The 22,347-nt window shown below is 71.4% G+C and carries 19 protein-coding genes and 1 riboswitch; of the genes, 13 read left to right on the plus strand and 6 right to left on the minus strand.

The features are described from left to right. Positions 1-180 precede the first annotated feature (180 nt). From EHO50_RS16385 to EHO50_RS16400, 4 genes are all read left to right on the plus strand, one after another. Positions 181-1,539: a M16 family metallopeptidase gene (locus tag EHO50_RS16385; RefSeq protein WP_128430888.1), complete on the plus strand. Its 1,359-nt coding sequence runs from the start codon at positions 181-183 to the stop codon at positions 1,537-1,539. Further along, on the plus strand, positions 1,536-2,924 hold the full coding sequence (locus EHO50_RS16390) for a M16 family metallopeptidase (protein ID WP_128430889.1): 1,389 nt from the start codon (positions 1,536-1,538) through the stop codon (positions 2,922-2,924). Before EHO50_RS16385 ends, EHO50_RS16390 begins: the two co-directional genes overlap by 4 nt. A gap of 253 nt (positions 2,925-3,177) precedes the next feature. Further along, positions 3,178-3,341: riboswitch (cyclic di-AMP (ydaO/yuaA leader) on the plus strand. Positions 3,342-3,353: 12 nt separating this feature from the next. Continuing rightward, entirely contained in the window at positions 3,354-4,139 is a 786-nt protein-coding gene (locus EHO50_RS16395) for a M23 family metallopeptidase (protein WP_128430890.1), read from the plus strand. Positions 4,140-4,326: 187 nt separating this feature from the next. After that, positions 4,327-5,022, plus strand: a complete 696-nt coding sequence (locus EHO50_RS16400) for a GntR family transcriptional regulator (RefSeq protein WP_128430891.1) — start codon at positions 4,327-4,329, stop codon at positions 5,020-5,022. A 168-nt stretch (positions 5,023-5,190) separates the two neighbouring features. On the opposite strand, the gene EHO50_RS16405 is transcribed toward EHO50_RS16400, so the two are convergent. After that, the gene (locus tag EHO50_RS16405; protein WP_128430892.1) at positions 5,191-5,472 is read right to left on the minus strand and encodes an HPr family phosphocarrier protein; all 282 of its coding nucleotides are present in this window, start codon (positions 5,470-5,472) and stop codon (positions 5,191-5,193) included. A 179-nt stretch (positions 5,473-5,651) separates the two neighbouring features. Here EHO50_RS16405 and EHO50_RS16415 point away from each other — a divergent pair, with 179 nt between their 5' ends. The 4 genes from EHO50_RS16415 (at position 5,652) to EHO50_RS16430 (ending at position 11,055) form a co-directional block, all read left to right on the plus strand. Beyond that, complete coding sequence (locus EHO50_RS16415) at positions 5,652-8,501, plus strand: bifunctional acetate--CoA ligase family protein/GNAT family N-acetyltransferase (RefSeq protein ID WP_128430893.1); 2,850 nt, start codon at positions 5,652-5,654, stop codon at positions 8,499-8,501. Positions 8,502-8,553: 52 nt separating this feature from the next. Beyond that, entirely contained in the window at positions 8,554-9,141 is a 588-nt protein-coding gene (locus EHO50_RS16420; RefSeq protein ID WP_128430894.1) for a DUF5998 family protein, read from the plus strand. Between the two features lies 1 nt (position 9,142). Beyond that, on the plus strand, positions 9,143-10,336 hold the full coding sequence (locus tag EHO50_RS16425; RefSeq protein WP_128430895.1) for an alkaline phosphatase family protein: 1,194 nt from the start codon (positions 9,143-9,145) through the stop codon (positions 10,334-10,336). A 71-nt stretch (positions 10,337-10,407) separates the two neighbouring features. Then, positions 10,408-11,055 carry a thymidine kinase gene (locus EHO50_RS16430; protein ID WP_128430896.1) on the plus strand — a complete coding sequence of 216 codons (648 nt, stop codon included), beginning with the start codon at positions 10,408-10,410 and terminating at the stop codon, positions 11,053-11,055. A 59-nt stretch (positions 11,056-11,114) separates the two neighbouring features. Here EHO50_RS16430 and EHO50_RS16435 read toward each other — a convergent pair whose 3' ends face one another. Next, the gene (locus EHO50_RS16435; RefSeq protein ID WP_128430897.1) at positions 11,115-11,918 is read right to left on the minus strand and encodes a VOC family protein; all 804 of its coding nucleotides are present in this window, start codon (positions 11,916-11,918) and stop codon (positions 11,115-11,117) included. A gap of 296 nt (positions 11,919-12,214) precedes the next feature. Here EHO50_RS16435 and EHO50_RS16440 point away from each other — a divergent pair, with 296 nt between their 5' ends. Further along, positions 12,215-13,066 (plus strand): sulfurtransferase, encoded by an 852-nt coding sequence (locus EHO50_RS16440; protein ID WP_128430898.1) that lies wholly within the window; start codon positions 12,215-12,217, stop codon positions 13,064-13,066. A 106-nt stretch (positions 13,067-13,172) separates the two neighbouring features. Here the strand turns inward: EHO50_RS16440 and sepH are convergent, their stop codons facing one another. The 3 genes from sepH to EHO50_RS16455 form a co-directional block, all read right to left on the minus strand. Then, positions 13,173-14,216: a septation protein SepH gene (sepH, locus tag EHO50_RS16445; protein WP_128430899.1), complete on the minus strand. Its 1,044-nt coding sequence runs from the start codon at positions 14,214-14,216 to the stop codon at positions 13,173-13,175. Positions 14,217-14,679: 463 nt separating this feature from the next. Next, positions 14,680-15,999 (minus strand): D-arabinono-1,4-lactone oxidase, encoded by a 1,320-nt coding sequence (locus EHO50_RS16450; protein ID WP_128430900.1) that lies wholly within the window; start codon positions 15,997-15,999, stop codon positions 14,680-14,682. Then, a complete protein-coding gene (locus EHO50_RS16455; RefSeq protein WP_128430901.1) occupies positions 15,959-17,197 on the minus strand; it encodes an MFS transporter in 1,239 nt (412 codons plus the stop codon). Before EHO50_RS16455 ends, EHO50_RS16450 begins: the two co-directional genes overlap by 41 nt. Before the next feature lie 259 nt (positions 17,198-17,456). Here EHO50_RS16455 and EHO50_RS16460 point away from each other — a divergent pair, with 259 nt between their 5' ends. Together EHO50_RS16460 and EHO50_RS16465 are read left to right on the plus strand one after the other, a co-directional pair. Next, positions 17,457-18,584 carry a ferrochelatase gene (locus EHO50_RS16460; RefSeq protein WP_128430902.1) on the plus strand — a complete coding sequence of 376 codons (1,128 nt, stop codon included), beginning with the start codon at positions 17,457-17,459 and terminating at the stop codon, positions 18,582-18,584. An 8-nt stretch (positions 18,585-18,592) separates the two neighbouring features. Then, on the plus strand, positions 18,593-19,408 hold the full coding sequence (locus EHO50_RS16465) for an inositol monophosphatase family protein (protein WP_128430903.1): 816 nt from the start codon (positions 18,593-18,595) through the stop codon (positions 19,406-19,408). A gap of 333 nt (positions 19,409-19,741) precedes the next feature. On the opposite strand, the gene EHO50_RS44035 is transcribed toward EHO50_RS16465, so the two are convergent. Further along, complete coding sequence (locus tag EHO50_RS44035; RefSeq protein ID WP_164904867.1) at positions 19,742-19,915, minus strand: hypothetical protein; 174 nt, start codon at positions 19,913-19,915, stop codon at positions 19,742-19,744. Positions 19,916-20,332: 417 nt separating this feature from the next. Here EHO50_RS44035 and EHO50_RS16475 point away from each other — a divergent pair, with 417 nt between their 5' ends. Both EHO50_RS16475 and EHO50_RS16480 read left to right on the plus strand, forming a co-directional pair. Continuing rightward, the gene (locus EHO50_RS16475; RefSeq protein ID WP_007385219.1) at positions 20,333-20,986 is read left to right on the plus strand and encodes a response regulator transcription factor; all 654 of its coding nucleotides are present in this window, start codon (positions 20,333-20,335) and stop codon (positions 20,984-20,986) included. A gap of 6 nt (positions 20,987-20,992) precedes the next feature. Then, positions 20,993-22,240 (plus strand): sensor histidine kinase, encoded by a 1,248-nt coding sequence (locus EHO50_RS16480; RefSeq protein WP_128430905.1) that lies wholly within the window; start codon positions 20,993-20,995, stop codon positions 22,238-22,240. Positions 22,241-22,347 lie beyond the last annotated feature (107 nt).

A 22,347-nucleotide genomic window follows, 5' to 3' on the forward strand; every position in this document is an offset into this window, starting at 1 on the left:
GGCGAGCTTGCGCCCGGGTGCTGTCCTGTTCGGCGGACCCGGCTCGCGATCACCGCCGTACGGACACGGCGTTCTGACCGGGAACTTCGCCGACCCTTCGGACGCTGCATACAGTGGCAGGAGCTGAGTACGAACTGCTCGACACAACGCAGTGCACGCGACCGGAAGGACACCTTGCCCATGGGTCACACGGCCACACCGGAGGCACAATCCGGCGGCCTCACCGCGACGGAGCACCGCCTGGCCAACGGCCTGCGCGTGGTGCTCTCCGAGGACCACCTCACGCCGGTCGCCGCGGTCTGCCTCTGGTACGACGTCGGCTCCCGCCACGAGGTCAAGGGCCGTACCGGACTCGCCCACCTCTTCGAGCACCTGATGTTCCAGGGCTCGAGCAGCGTGAAGGGCACGGGCCACTTCGAGCTCGTCCAGGGCGCGGGCGGCTCGCCGAACGGCACCACCAGCTTCGAGCGCACCAACTACTTCGAGACCATGCCCGCCCACCAGCTGGAGCTCGCGCTGTGGCTGGAGGCCGACCGCATGGGCAGCCTCCTGGTCGCGCTCGACGAGGAGGGCCTGGAGAACCAGCGCGACGTCGTGAAGAACGAGCGCCGCCAGCGCTACGACAACGTCCCGTACGGCACGGCGTTCGAGAAGCTCACCGCCCTGTCGTACCCGGACGGGCACCCGTACCACCACACGCCGATCGGCTCGATGGCCGACCTGGACGCGGCCAGCCTGGAGGACGCCCGCGCGTTCTTCCGCACCTACTACGCGCCGAACAACGCCGTCCTGTCCGTCGTCGGCGACATCGACCCGGAGCAGACGCTCGCCTGGGTCGAGAAGTACTTCGGCACCATCCCGGCCCACGACGGCAAGCCCGAGCCGCGCGACGGCTCGCTGCCGGAGATCATCGGCGAGCAGCTGCGCGAGGTCGTCGAGGAGAACGTCCCCGCGCGCGCGATGATGGCCGCCTACCGGCTCCCGACGGACGGCACGCGCGAGTGCGACGCGGCCGACCTGGCGCTGACCGTCCTCGGCGGCGGCGAGTCCTCCCGCCTGTACAACCGGCTGGTCCGCCGCGACCGTACGGCCGTGGCGGCCGGGTTCGGCCTGCTGCGCCTGGCCGGGGCGCCCTCCCTGGGCTGGCTGGACGTGAAGACCTCCGGCGAGGTCGAGGTGCCCGTCATCGAGGCGGCCGTGGACGAGGAGCTCGCCCGCTTCGCGGCGGAGGGCCCCACCGCCGAGGAGATGGAGCGCGCGCAGGCCCAGCTGGAGCGCGAGTGGCTGGACCGGCTCGGCACCGTCGCGGGCCGCGCCGACGAACTGTGCCGGTACGCCGTCCTGTTCGGCGACCCGCAGCTTGCCTTCACCGCCGTGCAGCGCGTCCTCGACGTCACCGCCGAGGAGGTCCAGGAGGTCGCCAAGGCCCGCCTGCGCCCCGACAACCGCGCGGTGCTCGTGTACGAGCCGACCGCAGCCGAGGCCGACGACCTCGAGGCCGCCGAGACCACCGACGAGAACGAGGAGTCGGCGCAGTGACCGAGCTCGCCAGCATGGAGTTCCACCCGCAGCCCCAGGCCGGTGAGGCGCGGCCCTGGGCGTTCCCGGCGCCCGAGCGCGGCAAGCTGGACAACGGCCTGACGGTCCTGCGCTGCCACCGCCCCGGCCAGCAGGTCGTCGCCGTCGAGGTGCTCCTGGACACGCCCCTGGAGGCCGAGCCGAAGGGCCTCGACGGCATCGCCACGATCATGGCGCGCGCCCTGTCCGAGGGCACCGACAAGCACACCGCCGAGGAGTTCGCCGCCGAGCTGGAGCGCTGCGGCGCCACGCTCGACGCCTACGCCGACCACCCCGGCATCCGCGTCAGCCTCGAGGTGCCGGTCTCCCGCCTGCCCAAGGCGCTCGGCCTGCTCGCCGACGCCCTCAGGGCACCCCTGTTCGACGACGCCGAGGTCGAGCGTCTGGTGCGCAACCGGCTCGACGAGATCCCGCACGAGCTGGCCAACCCCTCGCGCCGCGCCGCCAAGGAGCTCTCCAAGGAGCTGTTCCCGGCGACCTCGCGCATGTCGCGCCCGCGCCAGGGCACCGAGGAGACGGTCGCGGGCATCGACTCCGCGGGCGTACGCGCCTTCTACGAGCGGCATGTGCGCCCCGCCACCTCCACGGTCGTGGTCGTCGGCGACCTCACCGGCGTCGACCTCGACGACCTGCTCGGCGACAGCCTCGGCGCCTGGACCGGCTCCCCGGCCCAGCCCCGGCCGGTCCCGCCGGTGACCGCGGACGACACCGGGCGCGTAGTCATCGTGGACCGCCCCGGCGCCGTCCAGACGCAGCTGCTGATCGGCCGTATCGGCCCGGACCGGCACGACCGCGTGTGGCCCGCGCAGGTGCTCGGCACGTACTGCCTCGGTGGCACCCTCACCTCCCGCCTGGACAAGGTCCTGCGTGAGGAGAAGGGCTACACCTACGGTGTGCGCGCGTTCGGGCAGGTCCTGCGCTCCGCTCCGGACGGCTCGGGCGCGGCCATGCTCGCCATCAGCGGCTCCGTGGACACCCCGAACACCGGTCCGGCTCTGGACGACCTGTGGAAGGTCCTGCGCGGTGTCGCCGGCGAGGGGCTCACCGACGCCGAGCGGGACTTCGCCGTGCAGAACCTCGTCGGGGTGGCGCCGCTGAAGTACGAGACGGCCGCCTCTGTGGCGAACACGCTGGCCGACCAGGTCGAGCAGCATCTGCCCGACGACTTCCAGGCGACGCTGTACCAGCGGCTCGCCGCGACCGGCACCGTCGAGGCCACCGCGGCGGCCGTGAGCGCCTTCCCGGTGGACCGTCTGGTGACGATCCTCGTCGGTGACGCGGCCGAGATCCGGGAGCCCGTCGAGGCGCTCGGCATCGGCGAAGTCACCGTCGTGGCCGCCGAGTAGAGACAGCGGCAGTCGAGTAGAGACAGCGGCAGCCGAATAGAGTCAGGCACAGCGCCGGCCGGCGGCACGCGCGCGTAGGGGCCCTGGTGACGAAAGAGTCACCAGGGCTCCTTTATGCCCGAATTGAGGGAGAGGTTGCCTGTCTGGCCTGTGGGATGCGCTACAAAAGCCCGGATCCGTTTGGGGATTGAAAGTTGCCCCGCTTAGCGTCTTCCGGGCTGTCCGTCAGGCAGTGCGCCGCAGCCGCGGCACCGGACAGCCATCGCCGAGTCCCCGTACGGCGCGAGCCAGGGGAGCCGGGGACCCACCGTAGTCCCTGGGGTGAATCGGACGCCCGCGCAACTGCGAGGGGGCCCGTAGGAGACCTTCCTGCTCCGAACCCGTCAGCTAACCCGGTAGGCGAGAGGGAAGGAAAGGACCAGCCACTACATGGCGTTCACCTGCGCCACCGGGAACAAGCGTCCCAGCGGGAAGCACCGTCGTCCCAGCCGGATGCAGCGCACCACCGCCCGCGCGGCGGGCGCCGCCGCACTCACCGCCACCGGCGTCATAGGCGCCCTCGCCGCCCCGGCGCTCGCCGCCGAACCCGCCGTCGAGCAGACCGGCCTCATCCCCGTCGTCACCATCGAGGGCTCGATCGCCGACCAGCTCGACGCCCAGGCCGCCGCCCAGGAGCAGGCCGCCGAGGAGGCCGCGGCCCGGAAGAAGGCCGCCGAGGAGGCCGCGCGCAAGAAGGCGGCCGAGAAGGCCAAGCAGGAGCGCGAGGCCAAGGAGCGCGCCGCCCGCGAGGCCGAGCGCAAGCGCCTGCTGTCCTACGTGGCCCCGATCTCCGGCTCGTACGTCTCCACCGGCTACAAGGCCGGCGGCGCCGTCTGGTCCTCCGGCAGCCACACGGGCGTCGACTTCCACGCCGCCAGCGGCACCTCCGTTCACGCGGTCGGCTCCGGCACCGTCGTGGAGGCCGGCTGGGGCGGGTCGTACGGCAACAACATCGTGATCAAGATGAACGACGGCACGTACACCCAGTACGGCCACCTGTCGTCCATAGGCGTCTCGGTGGGCCAGGCCGTCACCCCCGGCCAGCAGATCGGCCTGTCCGGCGCCACCGGCAACGTCACCGGACCGCACCTGCACTTCGAGGCTCGCACGACGGCGGAGTACGGCTCCGACATCGACCCCGTCGCCTACCTCCGCTCGCACGGCGTGAACGTCTGACGACCTAGGCTCCGCCTCCCTCAGCCCCGGCTCCGCCAGCCGGGGCTTTCGGCGTTTCGGACGACCGTGTGTCCAAAAAATATCCATGGATTCCGACCCGCCATCGGAAATTCCTGCCGGTTGCAATAGAGTCACTGAACACACGTCATTCGTCGACGTTTCACGGGGATTAAAGCGGAGGTCGGTCATGCGTATTCCGGCGCACTCGGTATGCACCGCGATCCGGGACGACATCGTCGCCGGTGTCTACGAGCGCGGCAGCCGGCTCACCGAGGAACTCCTCGCGCGCCGCTACGGCGTCTCCCGCGTCCCCGTGCGGGAGGCCCTGCGCACCCTGGAGGCGGAGGGCTTCGTGGTGACCCGGCGGCACGCGGGCGCGTGCGTCGCCGAACCGACCGAGCAGGAGGCCGCCGACCTGCTGGAGATGCGCACCCTCCTGGAGCCGCTCGGCGCCTCCCGGGCCGCCCAGCGGCGCACCGAGGCCCATCTGAAGGTCCTGCGCGGCCTGGTCAGGCTGGGCCAGGAGCGGGCCAGGCGGGGCAACAGCGAGGATCTGCGCTCCCTGGGCGGCTGGTTCCACGAGACGCTGGCCCAGGCCTCCGGCAGCCCCGCCCTGACCTCGATGCTGACCCAGCTGCGCCACAAGATCGCCTGGATGTACGCGGTGGAGTCGCCGGTCAACCCCGTGGAGTCCTGGACCGAGCACGGTGCGATCGTGGACGCGGTGGCGCGCGGCGACAGCGATCGCGCCCGCGCGATCACGACGCTGCACACCGAGCGCGCGATCGGTGTGCATCGGCTGCGGTTCGGCTCCGGCGGCGACCGCGCGGAGCGTGTGAGGAATTCGCAACATCCCGTAAACATGCCGAGCCTGCGACATTAACACGGGCGCCGTATACAAAGAGGAGATATTTGGCGGCGGGTAATTTCCGCTGCCCTTTTTCGGGTAGCCCGTGAATTCCTTGGCCGCCTGCCGAAAAACAGCGAAGCCGCGTCGGCCGGAAAGGCAGACGCGGCTTCACCGTGTACGGCGGAGGCCCGCTCAGGTCATTCAGACCGTCTCGGGAAGCTCCTCGAGGCCCTCGGAGACCAGCTTCGCCAGCCGGTCCAGGGCGGCGTCCGCACCCTCGGCGTCGGAGGCGAGGACGATCTCCTCACCGCCCTGGGCGCCCAGGCCCAGAACGGCCAGCATGGAGGCCGCGTTGACGGGGTTGCCGTCGGCCTTGGTGATCGTCACCGGGATACCTGCGGCCGTGGCGGCCCGGACGAAGATGGAAGCGGGGCGGGCGTGAAGGCCCTCGGCCCAGCCGACGTTGACGCGGCGCTCAGCCATGTGATGCTGCCCTTCGGTGTTCAGGGTTGTCTAGACCAGTTTCCCACACCCGTGAAGCATGCCGGGAGGGACAAAACGTCCCCTCCTGAGGTGACCGTCGGGTCGCGGCCTCGACCCGTCATACGTCCTCCACAGACTGCCTCGCGCCGTTGTCGTACGCGAGCCGTACTCTGGGCCCCATGCAGAGCGCCTCGGACCGGCACGAGTACCCCGCCCACTGGGAAGCCGACGTGGTGCTGCGCGACGGCGGCACCGCACGCATCCGCCCCATCACCGTTGATGACGCCGAGCGCCTGGTCAGCTTCTACGAGCAGGTGTCGGACGAGTCGAAGTACTACCGCTTCTTCGCGCCCTACCCGCGACTGTCCGCAAAGGACGTCCACCGCTTCACGCACCACGACTTTGTGGACCGGGTGGGACTCGCGGCCACAGTGGGCGGCGAGTTCATCGCAACCGTACGCTACGACCGGATCGGCACCGACGGAATGCCCGCGTCGTCCCCCGCCGACGAGGCCGAGGTCGCCTTCCTCGTCCAGGACGCCCACCAGGGACGCGGCGTCGCCTCCGCCCTCCTCGAGCACGTCGGCGCGGTCGCCCGCGAGCGCGGGATCCGCCGGTTCGCCGCCGAGGTGCTGCCCGCCAACACCAAGATGATCAAGGTGTTCACGGACGCCGGGTACACCCAGAAGCGCAGCTTCGAGGACGGCGTCGTACGCCTGGAGTTCGACCTGGAGCCGACGGACCGCTCGCTCGCCGTGCAGTACGCGCGCGAGCAGCGCGCCGAGGCGCGGTCCGTGCGACGGTTGCTGGTGCCCGGCTCCGTCGCCGTCATCGGCACCGGCCGCACGCCCGGCGGGGTGGGCCGCAGCGTCCTGGGCAACATCAGGGACGCCGGGTTCACCGGGCAGCTGTACGCCGTGAACAAGGCGTTCCCGGAGCACCTCAAGGAGCTCGACGGCGTGCCCGCGCACCGGTCCGTGCGGGACATCGAGGGGCCCGTCGACCTCGCGGTGGTAGCCGTGCCGGCCGAGTACGTCCCCGAGGTGGTCACCGAGTGCGGCGAGCACGGCGTGCAGGGGCTGGTCGTGGTCTCCGCCGGGTACGCCGAGAGCGGGCCCGACGGGCGCGAGCGGCAGCGCGAACTCGTCCGGCACGCACGCGCGTACGGCATGCGCATCATCGGGCCGAACGCCTTCGGGATCATCAACACCTCCGCCGACGTACGACTGAATGCCTCACTGGCGCCCGAGATGCCCCGCCCCGGCCGGATCGGGTTGTTCGCCCAGTCCGGTGCCATCGGGATCGCGCTGCTGTCCCGGCTGCACCGGCGCGGCGGCGGGGTCACCGGGGTCACGGGTGTGTCGACCGTCGTCTCGTCGGGCAACCGGGCCGACGTGTCCGGCAACGATGTCCTTCAGTACTGGTACGACGACCCGGACACCGACGTCGTACTGATGTACCTGGAGTCCATCGGCAACCCGCGCAAGTTCACCCGCCTCGCGCGGCGTACCGCGGCGGCGAAGCCGCTGGTCGTGGTGCAGGGGGCGCGGCACGGCGGCGCGGCACCGCAGGGGCATGCGGTACGGGCCACGCGGTTGCCGCACGCCACCGTGTCCGCGCTGCTGCGGCAGGCCGGCGTGATCCGGGTGGACACGATCACCGAACTGGTCGACGCGGGGCTGCTGCTCGCACGCCAGCCGCTGCCGGCCGGGCCACGGGTGGCGATCCTCGGAAACTCCGAGTCGCTGGGGCTGCTGACGTACGACGCGTGCCTGTCCGAGGGGCTGCGGCCGTTGCCGCCGCTGGATCTGACGACGGGGGCCTCGGCCGCGGACTTCCGGGCGGCGCTGTCCCGCACGTTGGCGGACGACACCTGCGACGCGGTCGTGGTGACGGCGATTCCGGCGATCGGGGAGGTGTCACCGGGCGACGCGGAGCTGGCGGAGGCACTGCGGTCGGCGGCCGAAGGGGTGCCGGGGAAGCCGGTGCTGGTGGTGCACGTGGAACTGGGCGGTCTCGCGGAGGCCCTGTCGGCCGCGGCGAGCACCGCACCGAAGGCGGGCAGGACGCCGCCCGGCGCCACGCTCCGTGCCACCCACCCGTTCCGCCCCCTCGACTTCCCGGCCGAGACACCGCCCGAGCAGTCGGACACCTCGGAGAACGCCCCCCGCCTCATCCCCGCCTACCCCGCGGCCGAACGTGCCGTGCGCGCCCTCGCCGAAGCCGTCAAGTACTCCCAGTGGCGGCGCGAGGCGGCCGACCCCGGGAAGGTGCCGGAGTACGAGGACATCGACGAGAAGGGCGCCGCCCAGCTGATCGACCGGCTGCTCGCGCGCGGGCAGGGACTCACGCTCGGCACGGACGAGACCTGCGACCTGCTCGGCAAGTACGGCATCCAGGTGCACCGCGCCCTGCACGCGCCCACCCCCGACGCCGCCGCCGACGCCGCCCACACCCTCGGCTACCCCGTCGCCCTCAAGGCCACCGCCCCGCACCTGCGCCACCGCGCCGACCTCGGCGGCGTACGGCTCGATCTCGCGGACGAGGAGCAACTGCGGCGGGCGTACACCGAGTTGACCGAGCTGTTCGGCAGACCGGAGGAGCTGCGGCCGGTCGTGCAGAGCATGGCACCGCGCGGCGTCGACACCGTCGTACGGGCCGTGATCGACCCGGCGGCCGGTGCCGTGCTGTCCTTCGGGCTCGCCGGGGCCGCCTCGCAGCTGCTCGGTGACACGGCGCACCGGCTGATCCCGGTCACCGACCGCGACGCGACCTCGATCGTCCGCTCGATCCGGACGGCACCGCTCCTGTTCGGCTGGCGCGGCTCAACGCCCGTCGACACACCTGCCCTGGAGGAGCTGCTGCTGAGGGTGTCGCGGCTGGTCGACGACCACCCCGAGGTCGTCGCGGTCACCCTGGAGCCGGTCGTCGTGGCCACACACGGCCTGAGCGTGCTCGGCGCCTCCGTACGCCTCGCGCCACCGCCCGCCCGCGACGACCTCGGGCCAAGGACCCTCCCGACGTACTGAGACCGCCGTGAGCGGTGCCTCGCAGTCAGTGGGCCCCCGTAGGATGGGCGTCATGGCCAAGACCAGTACGACGACCCAGGGGCTGCGAGCGGCGATCGAGCGCAGCGGCTACTACCCGGCCCTCGTGGCCGAGGCGGTGGACGCCGCTGTGGGCGGCGAGCCCATCCGGTCGTACCTGGTCCATCAGGAGACGACGTTCGACCAGAACGAGGTGCGGCGGCACGTGACCGTGCTCGTCCTCACCGGCAACCGGTTCATCGTCAGCCACACCGACGAGCAGGCCGCCGACACCACCTCCCCGACGCCGTACGCGACGACGTCCACGGAGTCCGTGAAACTCGGCCGGATCTCGTCGGTGGTGGTCAGCCGTGTGGTCGCCAATCCGGAGCAGTACCAGCCGGGCACACTGCCCCGCGAGGTCGTGCTGACCATCGGCTGGGGCGCCGTCTCCCGGATCGACCTGGAGCCCGCCGCCTGCGGCGACCCCAACTGCGAGGCCGACCACGGCTACACGGGCAGTTCGACGGCGGACGACCTCAGCCTGCGTGTCAGCGAGGCCGGTGACGGCCCGGAGACGGTGCGCCAGGCGCTCGCCTTCGCGCAGTCGCTCTCCGAGGCGACGGCGGACGTCGCGCGCTGAGATGATCCAGCCCACCGCCTGGGACGCCCACCCGGAACCCCTCGCCGTCGACTCCGCGCCCGCCCCCGAGTACGGCAGCGGCTCGCTCGCCGATCTGCTGCCCACGCTGGCCGCCGGCATGGCCGTACCGGAGATGACCGCCGCCATCCCCGAGCTGACCGCCACCGACCGGAACTGCGTGTTCCTGGTCGACGGCCTAGGCTGGGAGCAGCTCAAGGCGCACCCCGATGAAGCGCCGTTCATGACCTCGCTCCTGAGCAGCTCGCGCGGCGGCACCGGACGCCCGATCACCGCCGGCTACCCGGCCACCACCGCGACCTCCCTCGCCTCCGTCGGCACCGGCCTGCCGCCGGGCGCGCACGGCCTGCCCGGGTACACCGTGCGCAACCCCGAGACCGGCGAGCTGATGAACCAGCTGCGCTGGAACCCGTGGACGTCACCGCGCGTCTGGCAGCCGTATCCCACGGTCTTCCAACTGGCGCACCAGGCCGGAGTGCACGCGGCCCAGGTGTCGTCGCCCACCTTCGAGAACACCCCACTCACCAAGGTCGCGCTGAGTGGCGGAACGTTCCACGGGCGGCTGGCCGGCGAGGAGCGCATGGACCTCGCCGCCGAGCAACTGGCCGCGGGCGACCGCTCCTTGGTCTACACGTACTACGCCGAGCTCGACGGCGCCGGCCACCGCTTCGGCGTCGACTCGGACACCTGGCGCGGCCAGCTCATGTACGTCGACCGGCTCGTCCAGCGCCTCGCCGAGCAGCTGCCCCCGCGCAGCGCGCTCTACGTCACCGCCGACCACGGCATGATCGACGTGCCCTTCGACGAGCAGCACCGCATCGACTTCGACGAGGACTGGGAACTGCGCGCCGGCGTCGCCCTGCTGGGCGGCGAGGGCCGGGCCCGGCACGTCTACGCGGTGCCCGGCGCCGCGAACGACGTCCTGACCTGCTGGCGCGAGGTGCTCGGCGAGCAGTTCTGGGTGGCCTCCCGGGACGAGGCGATCGCAGCGGGCTGGTTCGGCCCGCAGATCGACGAGCGGGTGTACGACCGCATCGGTGACGTGGTCGCGGCCGCGCGGGACGACGTCCTGATCATCGCGTCCGAGCGGGAGCCGAAGGAGTCGGCGATGGTCGGCAACCACGGTTCGATGACGCCCGCCGAGCAGTTGGTCCCCCTCCTCGAAGTACGCACCTGACACGCTGCACGTCATCGCCGGACGTCGTCACCTCCCGACCGATCTCCTCACCGAAAGGTGCTCAACTCAACATGCCCGAGCTGGTGTTCTTCTCCGGAACGATGGACTGCGGGAAGTCGACGCTGGCCCTCCAGATCGAGCACAACCGTTCGGCGCGTGGCCTCGCGGGCATGATCTTCACGCGCGACGACCGTGCGGGCGAGGGCAAGCTGTCCTCGCGGCTCGGCCTGGTCACGGACGCGGTGGAGGTCGAGGACGGCATGGACCTGTACGCCTACCTCGTCGACCACCTCTCCCGGGGACGCCGCGCGGACTACGTCATCGCCGACGAGGCCCAGTTCCTCGCACCGGACCAGATCGACCAACTCGCGCGGGTGGTCGACGACCTGGGCCTCGACGTCTACGCCTTCGGCATCACGACCGACTTCCGCTCCAAGCTGTTCCCGGGCTCCCAGCGCCTGGTGGAACTCGCCGACCGGGTCGAGGTGCTCCAGGTCGAGGCCCTGTGCTGGTGCGGCGCCCGCGCCACGCACAACGCTCGCACGATAGGCGGCGAGATGGTCGTCGAGGGCGCCCAGGTGGTCGTCGGCGACGTCAACCAGGCGGACGCCGTCGGCTACGAGGTCCTGTGCCGTCGCCATCACCGCCGCCGCATGACGGCGGCCAGCGCACGGGCGGCGGCGCTGTCCCCGGACGTCCTGCCGGTGCAGCCGGCCTGAACCGCGGCCCACTCGGCCATCCCGGCCCCCGAGCCGCCCCGCACCACCCCTGAGTGCCGTCAGCGCGGATTCTGGATCAGGGAGAACCGGGCCCCCTCCGGGTCCGCCACCGTTGCCACGCGGCCGTGCGCGCTGTCGTGGGCCGCTTCGAGGACGTGGCCGCCGAGGTCGACGATCCGCTCCAGTGCCTCGTCCGTGTCGGCGACCTCGAAGTACGTCATCCAGTGCGGGCCCCGGTCGCGGGGCAGGGCGTTGCCGACGCCGTGGATGCCGGCGACCGGGCGGCCGTCGATGTGCAGGGTGACGTAGTCGAAGTCGGCGGAGACCACCGGCTCCTCCTCGTAGGCGAACACGGACTCGTAGAACTTGGCGACGTTCACGGACTCGAAGGTCAGCAGCTCGTTCCAGGCGGGGGTGCCGGGCACGCCCGTGACGGCAGTGCCGAGGTGGGCCGCCGTCTGCCAGATGCCGAAGACGGCGCCGGCGGGGTCGGAGCAGATCGCCATCCGGCCGGCCTCGGCGGCGTCCAGCGGGCCCACTCCGACGGTGCCGCCGCACAGCCGTACCGTCTCGGCGGTCAGGTCCACGTCGTTGGAGGCGAGGTAGGGCGTCCAGGCGATGGGGAGGTGGCGGTCGGGCGGCAGCTGGCCGATGCCGGCCACCTCACGGCCGTCGAGCAGGGCCCGCACATAGGGGCCGAGTTGCTGGGGGCCGGGCTGGAACTCCCAGCCGAACAGCGCCCCGTAGAACTCCTGGGTCGCGGCCAGTCCGTGCACCATCAGGCTCACCCAGCAGGGCGTGCCGGGCGCGTGCCGGGCGTGCGTAGCACCGTTCGGGCCGGCCGACCCCCGTGCCTCGGTCATCGTCACTCTCTCCTCGGCCTCTCGTGGTGGCCGCGTCGCGTCCGTGGTCCGGACCCCCGAGCCGATGCTCGCACCACCCGTGGCCGCGCGCGCTGCGGGCACGCCGCCGCACGACGGCCGGTGCCCGGAGGATGCCCGGTGTGCGATTTACCGCCCGTTTCCGTGCGATTGCCGACGGATGTCGATCGGCTGTACAGCATGTGCCCGATCCCGTACGCCTCGTGATCGAGCCTGTCCGGCGGGCAGAGTAACCGGAGCCGGCCGATGCGGCCACCCCGTGCGCAAGGATGGTGGCCATGAACGCCATCATCTCCGCATCCGAACTCGCGATCGAACTGACGGGCGAGAACCCGCCGGTGCTGCTCGACGTCCGCTGGCAGCTGACCATGGCCAAGGCGGCCGGTGAGCCGCCGTTCGACGGCAGGACCGCATACCGGGCCGGGCACATCCCCGGCGCGGTCTACGTCGACCTGGACCGGGAACTGGCCTCCGCGCCCGGTTCGCACGGCCGTCACCCGTTGCCGGACCTGGCCGAGTTCGGCGCTGCGATGCGCCGGGCGGGCGTGTCGTCGTCGGCGCGCGTGATCGTGTACGACGGCGGGCAGGGCTGGGCAGCGTCCCGGGCGTGGTGGCTGCTGCGCTGGACGGGTCACCCGGATGTGCGGGTCCTCGACGGCGGGTTGCCGACCTGGCAGGGGCCGCTGGAGACGTCCGAGCCGCCTCCGGCGGAGGGCGACTTCGAGCCGGCGCCGGGGGCGACGGGCCTGCTCGACGCCGACGGCGCCGCGGCGCTCGCTCGGTCGGGCGTACTTCTGGACGCGCGAGCGGGGGAGCGGTACCGCGGAGAGGTCGAGCCGATCGATCCGGTCGGCGGCCACATCCCGGGCGCCGTGTCCGCCCCCACGAACGAGAACGTCGGCGCGGACGGCCGCTTCCTGCCCGCCGAGGAACTCGGCGCGCGCTTCAAGGCGCTGGGCGCGTCCGAGGGCACGGAGGTCGGCGTGTACTGCGGCTCGGGCGTCTCCGCCGCCCACCAGGTGCTGGCCCTGGCGGTAGCGGGCATTCCGGCGGCCCTGTACGTCGGCTCATGGTCGGAGTGGTCCTCGGACCCGTCCCGACCGGTGGCTGTGGGGCCGGATCCGCAGTAGGCGGGCGCAGCACGAGGGCCGCGTCGCAACCGACACGGCCCTCGTGCTCGTACGGCCGTATCCACAGCCGAACGACCGACTACTCCTGCTTGCCTACCTCTGCTGCCTACTCCTGCTTCTTCCTGCGCGTGCCGAACACGATCTCGTCCCAGCTCGGGACGGCGGCGCGGCGGCCGGGGCGGACGCCGTCCGCTTCGGCCTGGCGGTCCGTGGCGCCGATGAGGCGGTCACGGTGGCTGCCGACGGAGCGGGGCATGAGTACGTCCGCGTAGGCGGAACCGGCACCGGCCGAGGCAGCGGGGGCGGGCGGCTCCTCCGTGTCCGGTTCGGCGGCGGGTTCCTCCGGGTCCGGCTCCGACGGGCGCTCCGGGACCACCAGGTCGCCCCGGAAGCTGGGCACCGCCTCCAGCAGGCTGGTCAGCGAGTCCCGTTCCTCCGTGGTCTCCTCGGCCGGTTCGGAGGCCTGGGCCGGCAGGCTCGGCCGCGCGGTCTCCAGGGCACGGTCCATGCCACGCTCGCGCGGAAGCCGGGCGATACGCGGCACGAACGGGAAGCTGGGCTCCGGCGCGGCGAGGTCCTCGGACTCGCCGATCAGCGAGCGCGCCTCCTCGTCGACAGCCTGCACGAGCCGCCGGGGCGGGTCGTACGTCCAGCTCGCCGAATGCGGTTCGCCCGCCACCATGTAGACCAGCAGCACTTCCCAGGTGCCGTCGTCACGGCGCCACGAGTCCCACTGCACGGTGTCCTTGTCGGCGCCGCGCAGCAGCAGCCGCTCCTGGACGGCCTCGCCGAGCTGCGGCCCGGCGGCGTTCTCGCCGGGGCGGCGGACGGGAGTCTTGCGTGCCCGTTCGGCCATGAAGGCGCGCTCGGCGAGCACAGGGCCCTCGAAGCGGCGTACGCGGTCGACGGGGATGCCGGCGAGTTGGGCGACCTCTTCCGCGGTCGCACCAGCGCGTATACGCGCCTGGATGTCGCGGGGGCGGAGATGGCTCTCCACCTCGATCTCGATCTGGCCGAGACGGGGACGGTCGCCGCGCACGGCGGCGCGCAGGCGTTCGTCGATCGGAAGCGTGTACTCCGTTGCGTCGGCAGCCTTCAGCACCAGCCGTGTGCCGTCATTTGAGACGGCCACGACACGCAGTTCGGGCATGGGGACCTCCCGGGTGGTGCCTGCCGACGTCACGTGCGTCGCTGCTTCCGCTAGTCGAGTGTGGCCTGCCCGGGTGCAGCCTGCCACAACCTTGCCGAGTTGCCCGGCGTGTCGGGCGCGGGCCCTGGATCGCCGTTATGGCACGGTTACCTGTTCGCAACGCTAAGTGACCAACTCCGTCACCCTGTGCAACTAGCCCCCTCCCGGCAGTCCTTGAAGGCCACGGACGCCCTGGCGGGAGACCGGACCCAGGGCTCGCAACAGTACTCCATTTGGGCCACGTGCGTGGATTGGCGCGCCGCTCAACTTCTGGCAAGGGGTGGGACTCGGCCGTCCGTTGAGCGGTTCTCCGATCTTGAACGTGGTGCACTTCACGTAAACGCCGGAAACGGAACTAATGCTTTCGCCCGCACCTCTCCTGGCTGCGCAGTTGGTCGACCGGGTGGATCGAGCCGATCGAGTGCTACGCCCCCAACACCCTGCGCAGGTAGTCGTTCTGGAACCTGCGGTCCGGATCGAGCCGGTCCCGCAGCGCCGTGAACTCGCCGAAGCGCGGGTACACCTGGGCGAAGTACTCGGCGTCCCGCGTGTGCACCTTCCCCCAGTGCGGACGCCCCTCGTGCGCGGTGAAGATGCGCTCGGCGGCGGTGAAGTACCGCTGGTACGGGGTGCCCTTGACCATGTGGACGGCGATGTACGCGCTGTCGCGGCCCGAGGCGGTGGACAGCGTGATGTCGTCGGCCGGGGCGGTGCGCACCTCGACCGGGAAGCTGACCCTGAGGCCGGAGCGGTCGATCATGGCCTTCAGTTCGCGCAGCGTCTCGACGACGGCCTCGCGCGGGACGGCGTACTCCATCTCCATGAAGCGCACCCGGCGCGGTGATGTGAAGACCTTGTAGGGGATGTCCGTGTAGGTCCGCGCGGACAGCGCCTTGCTGGAGATCCGGGCGATCGAAGGGATCGTGGCGGGCGCCGCGCGGCCGACCCACTGGGCCACCTGGAAGACGCCGTTGGAGAGGAACTCGTCCTCGAACCAGCCGGCGACCTGCCCCACCGGCTTCTCCGGGCCCGCGCTGCGGTTGTTGCGCTTGGTGTTGGTGTTGCCGGTGTGCGGGAACCAGTAGAACTCGAAGTGCTCGTTCTCGGCCCACAGTTCGTCGAAGTCCGCCAGGACCTTGTCGAACGGCATCGGCTCCTCGCGCGCGGAGAGCAGGAAGATCGGCTCCACGGCGAAGGTGATCGCGGTGACGATGCCCAGGGCGCCGAGGCCGATGCGGGCCGCCGCGAAAACCTCCGGATTCTCTTTCTCGGAGCAGCTGAGCACTGACCCGTCGGCCGTGACCAGCTCCAGGCCCTTGATCTGGGCGGCGATGGAGGCCGACTCACGGCCTGTGCCGTGCGTGCCGGTGCTGGTGGCGCCCGAGACCGTCTGCTCCATGATGTCGCCCATGTTCGTGAGCGACAGCCCCTCGCGCGCCAGGGCCATGTTGAGCCTCTTGAGCGGGGTACCGGCCTCGACCGTGACCGTCATGGCATCCCGGTCGATGTTGCGGATGCCGGTCAACAGTTGAGGGCGGATCAGCACGCCGTCGGTGGCGGCTATGGACGTGAAGGAGTGGCCACTGCCGACCGCCTTCACCTTCAGGCCGTCCTCGGCGGCCCGGCGTATCGCCCCTGACAGCTCCTCGACTGAGGCCGGAGTGACCTCACGCGCGGGGCGGGCGGCGACATTGCCGCCCCAGTTACGCCACGTGCCGTTCCTGCCGCTCGCTGTGCTGCTCAACGGTGCCTCCCCGACGCGGAGCCGGCCTGCTGAGCCGGCGATACCCCAGGAAACCGACCACGACCGCGACGGCCCCGGACACCGCCGGAACCCCGTACCCGGCACCCGCACCGGCGGCGTCGATCACCCAGCCGGCGGCGGAGGAGCCGAGCGCGACCCCGACCGCGAGCCCGGTGCTCACCCAGGTCATGCCCTCGGTCAGTTGCGCGCGTGGTACGTGCTCTTCGATCAGGGACATGGTGGTGATCATCGTGGGAGCGACGGCCATGCCCGAGACGAACAGCGCCACGGCCAGAAACGGCAAGTTTCCGACCAGTAGGAGGGGGATCATACTCACGGCCATCGCGCATATGCCCAGCAGCCAGCGAGGTTCGGGCGCCCCCTTGAAGCGCAGCAGTCCGAAGACGAGTCCAGCCGCGCAGGAGCCCGCCGCGTACAACGCGAGGACCACGCTCGCGGCGCCCTTGTGCCCCTGCTCCTCGGCGAAGGCCACGGTGACCACGTCCACGGACCCGAAGATCGCTCCGGTCGCGACGAAGGTGGCCACCAGGACCTGCAGCCCGGGGGAGCGCAGAGCCGAGCTGCCGCCTTGGCGCTCGCGCGGATGCGGGGCGGGCTCGGTGGCCCGCTGTGCGGTCAGCCAGAAGACACCGACGGCCAGGAAGCAGCCGGCGAGCAGCGGGCCCGCCTCCGGGAACCACGCTGTGGACAGCCCGATGGAGATGATCGGCCCGAAGATGAAGCACACCTCGTCGATCACGGACTCGAAGGAGTACGCGGTGTGCAGCTGCGGCGTCTCCCGGTACAGCGCGGCCCAGCGGGCCCGGGTCATCGCCCCGACGCTGGGCACGCAGCCGATGCCGACGCAGGCCACGAACAGCACCCAGTCCGGCCACCCGTAGTGCGCGGCGAGCAGCAGCCCGGCCCCCGCCATGAGCGAGATCAGCGTCGCCGGGCGCAGCACCCGCCGCTGCCCGTACTGGTCGACCAGCCGCGAGACCTGCGGGCCCGCCACCGCCGCGGCGAGTGCGATCGTGGCCGACAGGGCGCCGGCGAGTCCGTAGCGACCGGTCAGCTGGGAGACCATCGTGACCACGCCGATGCCCATCATCGACAGCGGCATCCGGCCGAGGAAGCCCGCGGCGGTGAAGCCCTTGGTGCCGGGGGCGGCGAACAGGGCGCGGTAGGGGCTCGGCACGGGGATCTCCGGTCAGGCGGAAGTGGCGGGACTGCGGCGGACGGGGCGACTCGGAGCGGCGCGGGGCAGCTCATGACGGTCCATGGCGGCGCACGGCTGCTCAGCGCGACTCGGTAACGCCGCGACTCAGTAAGGCGCGTGGGCAGCCGATACAGCTTACGAGTTAGGTGACCCTAACGCACCCGGCCGGACGAACCGGGAACCCGGGTGGTCACCCCGCCGTTTCCCGGCTGTCAGTACCGAATGACAGGATCGATCCATGCCAGACGCGCGCGATGCCACCCCCTACGACGCCCTGCTCCTGCTCTCCTTCGGCGGCCCCGAGGGCCCGGACGACGTGATCCCGTTCCTGGAGAACGTCACCCGCGGGCGGGGCATCCCCACCGAACGCCTGAAGGAAGTCGGCGAACACTACTTCCTGTTCGGCGGAGTCAGCCCCATCAACGACCAGAACCGCGCCCTGCTCGACGCCCTGCGCAAGGACTTCGCCGAGCACGGCCTGGACCTGCCGATCTACTGGGGCAACCGCAACTGGGCGCCGTATCTGACGGACACCCTGCGCGAGATGGTCGCCGACGGCCGCCGCCGCATCCTCGTCTTGGCCACCAGCGCCTATGCCTCCTACTCGGGCTGCCGTCAGTACCGCGAGAACCTCGCCGACTCGCTCGCCGCCCTGGAGGCCGAGGGCCTGAAGCTGCCGAAGGTCGACAAGCTGCGGCACTACTTCAACCACCCGGGCTTCCTGGAGCCGATGATCGACGGTGTCCTCGAGTCTCTCGCCGACCTTCCCGAGGACGTCCGGGACGGGGCGCACATCGCCTTCTCGACCCACTCGATCCCGACCGCGGCCGCGGACAGCTCCGGCCCCGTCGAGGAGCAGGGCGACGGCGGCGCATACGTCGAGCAGCACCTGGACGTCGCGCAGCTGATCGCCGACGCCGTACGCGAGCGCACCGGCGTCGACCACCCCTGGCAGCTCGTCTACCAGTCCCGCTCCGGCGCCCCGCACATCCCGTGGCTGGAGCCCGACATCTGCGACCACCTCGAGGAGCGGCAGGCGGCCGGGGCACCGGCGGTCGTGATCGCGCCCATCGGCTTCGTCTCCGACCACATGGAGGTCCTCTACGACCTCGACACGGAGGCCAAGGCCAAGGCCGAGGAACTGGGCCTGCCGATGCGCCGCTCGGCCACCGTCGGGGACGACCCGAGGTTCGCCGCCGCGATCCGCGACCTCGTCCTGGAGCGCGCCGCCGTCGAGCGCGGCCAGGAGGTCACGCCCTGTGCCCTGGGTGCGCTCGGTGCCGATCACAACCTGTGCCCGATCGGGTGCTGCCCGGCCCGCGCCCCCAAGCCCGCCGCCGCGGGCGCCGACAGCCCGTACGCGTGAGGAGCGTCGTGACCGACCCCCTGCACTCGGAACTGCTCGGGCTGGCCCGGGAGGCCGCCCGCCGCGCCGGCGAGCTGCTGCGCGACGGTCGCCCGGCCGACCTCGCCGTCGCCGCGACCAAGTCGAGCCCGATCGACGTGGTCACGGAGATGGACATCGCGGCGGAGAAGCTGATCACCGACGTGATCTCCGAGCACCGCCCCGACGACGGTTTCCTCGGCGAGGAGGGCGCCTCCACCGAGGGCACGAGCGGCATCCGCTGGGTGATCGACCCGCTCGACGGCACGGTCAACTACCTGTACGGGCTGCCGACTTGGTCCGTCTCCATCGCCGCCGAGCAGGACGGCGAGACGGTCGTCGGCGTCGTGGCCGCCCCGATGCGCGGCGAGACGTACCACGCGGTCCGCGGGGCCGGCGCCTGGGCCACGGGACCCTGGGACGGCGAGCGCAGGCTCAGCTGCCGCCCCACCGCGCCCCTGGACCAGGCCCTCGTCTCGACCGGCTTCAACTACGTCACCGAGGTCCGCACCCACCAGGCCGACGTCGCGCAGCGGCTGATCCCCCTCCTGCGTGACATCCGCCGCGGCGGCTCGGCCGCGATCGACCTGTGCGACCTGGCCGCGGGCCGCCTCGACGGCTACTACGAGCGCGGCCTCAACGCCTGGGACGTGGCCGCGGGCGACCTGATCGCACGAGAAGCGGGCGCCCTGACCGGCGGACGCCCCGGAGAGCGCCCGTCACGCGACCTTGCGGTGGCGGCCACCCCGGGAGTCTTCGAGCCCCTTCAGCGGCTCCTGGAGGACTTGGGCGCCTGGCACGACTGACGTGGGGTGGGTACGTCGGCGCCTGGCACGACTGACGGGGGATACGTCGCCGGCGTTACGAGGCGAGTCCTGTGACGGGGTGCCGAATATTGGCTCGGTCGCCTACGGGCGCTTTCAGCCGGTGTCGAGAGCACGACCGTGCTCAGCCCTTCGGGCCTCCGCGCGCTCGTGCTCTCGACACCGGCGCGCCCTTCGGCTCCCTCGCGGCCGGGGTCGTCGGGGCAGTGGGCCTCGGTGGGCACTCGCCGGTGGCTGCGGGGGCTGTGGTGGCCGACAAAAGAGTGGGCCCCGGCGCTGGATTCGCCGGGGTCCAGTCTTCTGTTCACGTGCTGGTCAGACGCGTGACGCGCCGACTTCCACACCGTGCTCGGCGGCGAGGCGGCGCAGGTCGTCGAGCTCGCCCTGCTCCACCTCGACGAGGAAGTCGTCGCCCTCGTCACGAGCCCGCGTCAGGTCGGACTCGGTCGCCCTTATGCGCTGCAGAAGTCCTGCGGTGAATGCGTCCATGCTGCGCCCCCTCGTCCTGGGTCGTGGGTCGGTGGCACGGGGGTGTGCCGTTCGGAAGGGGCGATCACGTCTCCGGTAGGTGCCCAGCGCTGCCCTTGCTGGGCGGCGACGGTGCCGGACACCCACGCCCGCTCTGCGGGAAGCGGATCGAGTCGTACCGCATGGTGGTGCGGCACGAGCAGAGCGTGATCGCGGGGTGTAAAGCCGTCCTCCCCCCGCTCCCTTCCACGGAAACCTCAACCGGAAGAGAAAATCTCGCATTCCCGGGCTTCACACCCGTCCTGCATGGTCCGCTCACCCGTCTTACCGCCGACTTATGGCGGAAAAGGGCAGGATGGAGGCCAAGACACCAGACCAAGACCCCTGCCCGTGTGCGAGCCAAGCGCTACGCGGGTGGACACAGGAAGGACAAGCGACGTGCGCGTACTCGTCGTCGAGGACGAGCAACTGCTCGCCGATGCGGTGGCCACCGGACTGCGCCGGGAGGCCATGGCCGTCGACGTCGTGTACGACGGTGCGGCCGCCCTGGAGCGCATCGGCGTCAACGACTACGACGTGGTCGTCCTCGACCGCGACCTCCCGCTGGTGCACGGCGACGACGTCTGCCGCAAGATCGTCGAACTCGGCATGCCCACGCGCGTGCTGATGCTCACGGCCTCCGGCGACGTCAGCGACCGCGTCGAAGGGCTGGAGATCGGCGCCGACGACTATCTCCCCAAGCCCTTCGCCTTCAGCGAGCTGACGGCACGCGTGCGTGCCCTCGGCCGCCGTACGAGCGTGCCGCTGCCGCCCGTCCTGGAGCGCGCCGGCATCAAGCTCGACCCCAATCGCCGCGAGGTCTTCCGCGACGGCAAGGAAGTGCAGCTCGCGCCCAAGGAGTTCGCCGTCCTGGAAGTGCTGATGCGCAGCGAGGGCGCGGTCGTCTCCGCCGAGCAGCTCCTGGAGAAGGCCTGGGACGAGAACACCGACCCGTTCACCAACGTGGTGCGGGTGACCGTCATGACGCTGCGCCGCAAGCTGGGGGAGCCACCGGTGATCGTCACCGTGCCCGGCTCCGGCTACCGGATCTGATCGACCATGGCCGCGACTCCCGCGCCTCCCCAGGCGCCCCCCAAGCCCACGTGGGACCCCCGGAGGGTGGAACCACCCTTCCCGTGGCTGCGCCCCACCATCCGGATAAGGCTCACGCTGCTGTACGGCGGCATGTTCCTGATCGCCGGCATCCTGCTGCTGTCGATCATCTACCTGCTGGCCGCGCAGGCGATCAACACGGGCAACGAACCCCTGTTCAAGATCGTGGACGCCACCCAGCTGCGGGTCACGAGCGACAACTGCCCCGCGATCAAGTCCGACAACCTCACGTTCTCCCAGTTCAACGAGGCGATCAGCGCCTGCATCGACGACCAGCGCCGGGTCGCTCTGGACGATCTCCTCAGCCGCTCCCTGCTGGCCCTCCTCGGCCTCGCCGTCATCGCCTTCGCCTTCGGGTACGCCATGGCCGGCCGTGTCCTGTCGCCGCTGGGCCGGATCACCCGGACCGCGCGCGCCGTGGCCGGCTCGGACCTGTCCCGTCGTATCGAGCTGGACGGCCCGGACGACGAGCTGAAGGAACTCGCCGACACCTTCGACGAGATGCTGGAGCGGCTGCAGCGGGCGTTCACGGCCCAGCAGCGCTTCGTCGGCAACGCGTCGCACGAACTGCGCACCCCGCTCGCGATCAACCGCACGCTCCTCGAGGTGCACCTGTCGGACCCGAACGCGCCGATGGAGCTCCAGCAGCTCGGCAAGACGCTGCTGGCCACCAACGAGCGCAGCGAGCAGCTCGTCGAGGGCCTGCTGCTGCTCGCCCGCAGCGACAACCAGATCGTCGAGCGCAAACCGGTGGACCTCGCGGAGGTGGCCGAGCAGGCCGTCGACCAGGTGCACGCGGAGGCGGAGGCCAAGGGCGTGGTGATCCGCGGCGAGCAGAAGGCCGCGGTCGTCCAGGGCAACGGCGTGCTGCTGGAGCGCATCGCACTGAACCTGGTGCAGAACGCCGTCCGGTACAACGTCCCGGAGGGCGGCTGGGTCGAAGTCACCACCGAGGTCCAGCACGGGCAGGCCGTCCTGGTCGTGTCGAACACCGGGCCAGTGGTGCCGGCGTACGAGATCGACAACCTCTTCGAGCCGTTCAGACGGCTGCGTACGGAGCGCACGGGCAGCGACAAGGGCGTCGGCCTGGGATTGTCCATCGTGCGGTCCGTGGCCCGGGCGCACGGCGGGCACATCTCGGCGCAGCCACGCGAGGGCGGAGGTCTCGTGATGCGGGTCACCCTGCCGATCTGAGACCATGTGCGCCGACACCTGACCGACACACGGGGGATGTTCGCTTTGCGCAGAATTTTCTGGGCACTCGGCGAGCAGTCCCATGTGTGATCGATCACAAGGGCGAA

This window comes from Streptomyces cyaneus (assembly GCF_004028635.1).
Lineage (GTDB): Bacteria > Actinomycetota > Actinomycetes > Streptomycetales > Streptomycetaceae > Streptomyces > Streptomyces cyaneus.

What these genes read in the sequence shown, in the direction of transcription:
- EHO50_RS16385 (WP_128430888.1), top strand. Translation starts at nt 181, where the DNA reads ATGGGTCACACGGCCACACCGGAGGCACAATCCGGCGGCCTCACCGCG.
- EHO50_RS16395 (WP_128430890.1), top strand. Translation starts at nt 3,354, where the DNA reads ATGGCGTTCACCTGCGCCACCGGGAACAAGCGTCCCAGCGGGAAGCAC.
- EHO50_RS16400 (WP_128430891.1), top strand. Translation starts at nt 4,327, where the DNA reads ATGCGTATTCCGGCGCACTCGGTATGCACCGCGATCCGGGACGACATC.
- EHO50_RS16405 (WP_128430892.1), bottom strand. Translation starts at nt 5,472, where the DNA reads ATGGCTGAGCGCCGCGTCAACGTCGGCTGGGCCGAGGGCCTTCACGCC.
- EHO50_RS16415 (WP_128430893.1), top strand. Translation starts at nt 5,652, where the DNA reads ATGCAGAGCGCCTCGGACCGGCACGAGTACCCCGCCCACTGGGAAGCC.
- EHO50_RS16420 (WP_128430894.1), top strand. Translation starts at nt 8,554, where the DNA reads ATGGCCAAGACCAGTACGACGACCCAGGGGCTGCGAGCGGCGATCGAG.
- EHO50_RS16425 (WP_128430895.1), top strand. Translation starts at nt 9,143, where the DNA reads ATGATCCAGCCCACCGCCTGGGACGCCCACCCGGAACCCCTCGCCGTC.
- EHO50_RS16430 (WP_128430896.1), top strand. Translation starts at nt 10,408, where the DNA reads ATGCCCGAGCTGGTGTTCTTCTCCGGAACGATGGACTGCGGGAAGTCG.
- EHO50_RS16435 (WP_128430897.1), bottom strand. Translation starts at nt 11,918, where the DNA reads ATGACCGAGGCACGGGGGTCGGCCGGCCCGAACGGTGCTACGCACGCC.
- EHO50_RS16440 (WP_128430898.1), top strand. Translation starts at nt 12,215, where the DNA reads ATGAACGCCATCATCTCCGCATCCGAACTCGCGATCGAACTGACGGGC.
- sepH (WP_128430899.1), bottom strand. Translation starts at nt 14,216, where the DNA reads ATGCCCGAACTGCGTGTCGTGGCCGTCTCAAATGACGGCACACGGCTG.
- EHO50_RS16460 (WP_128430902.1), top strand. Translation starts at nt 17,457, where the DNA reads ATGCCAGACGCGCGCGATGCCACCCCCTACGACGCCCTGCTCCTGCTC.
- EHO50_RS44035 (WP_164904867.1), bottom strand. Translation starts at nt 19,915, where the DNA reads ATGGACGCATTCACCGCAGGACTTCTGCAGCGCATAAGGGCGACCGAG.
- EHO50_RS16480 (WP_128430905.1), top strand. Translation starts at nt 20,993, where the DNA reads ATGGCCGCGACTCCCGCGCCTCCCCAGGCGCCCCCCAAGCCCACGTGG.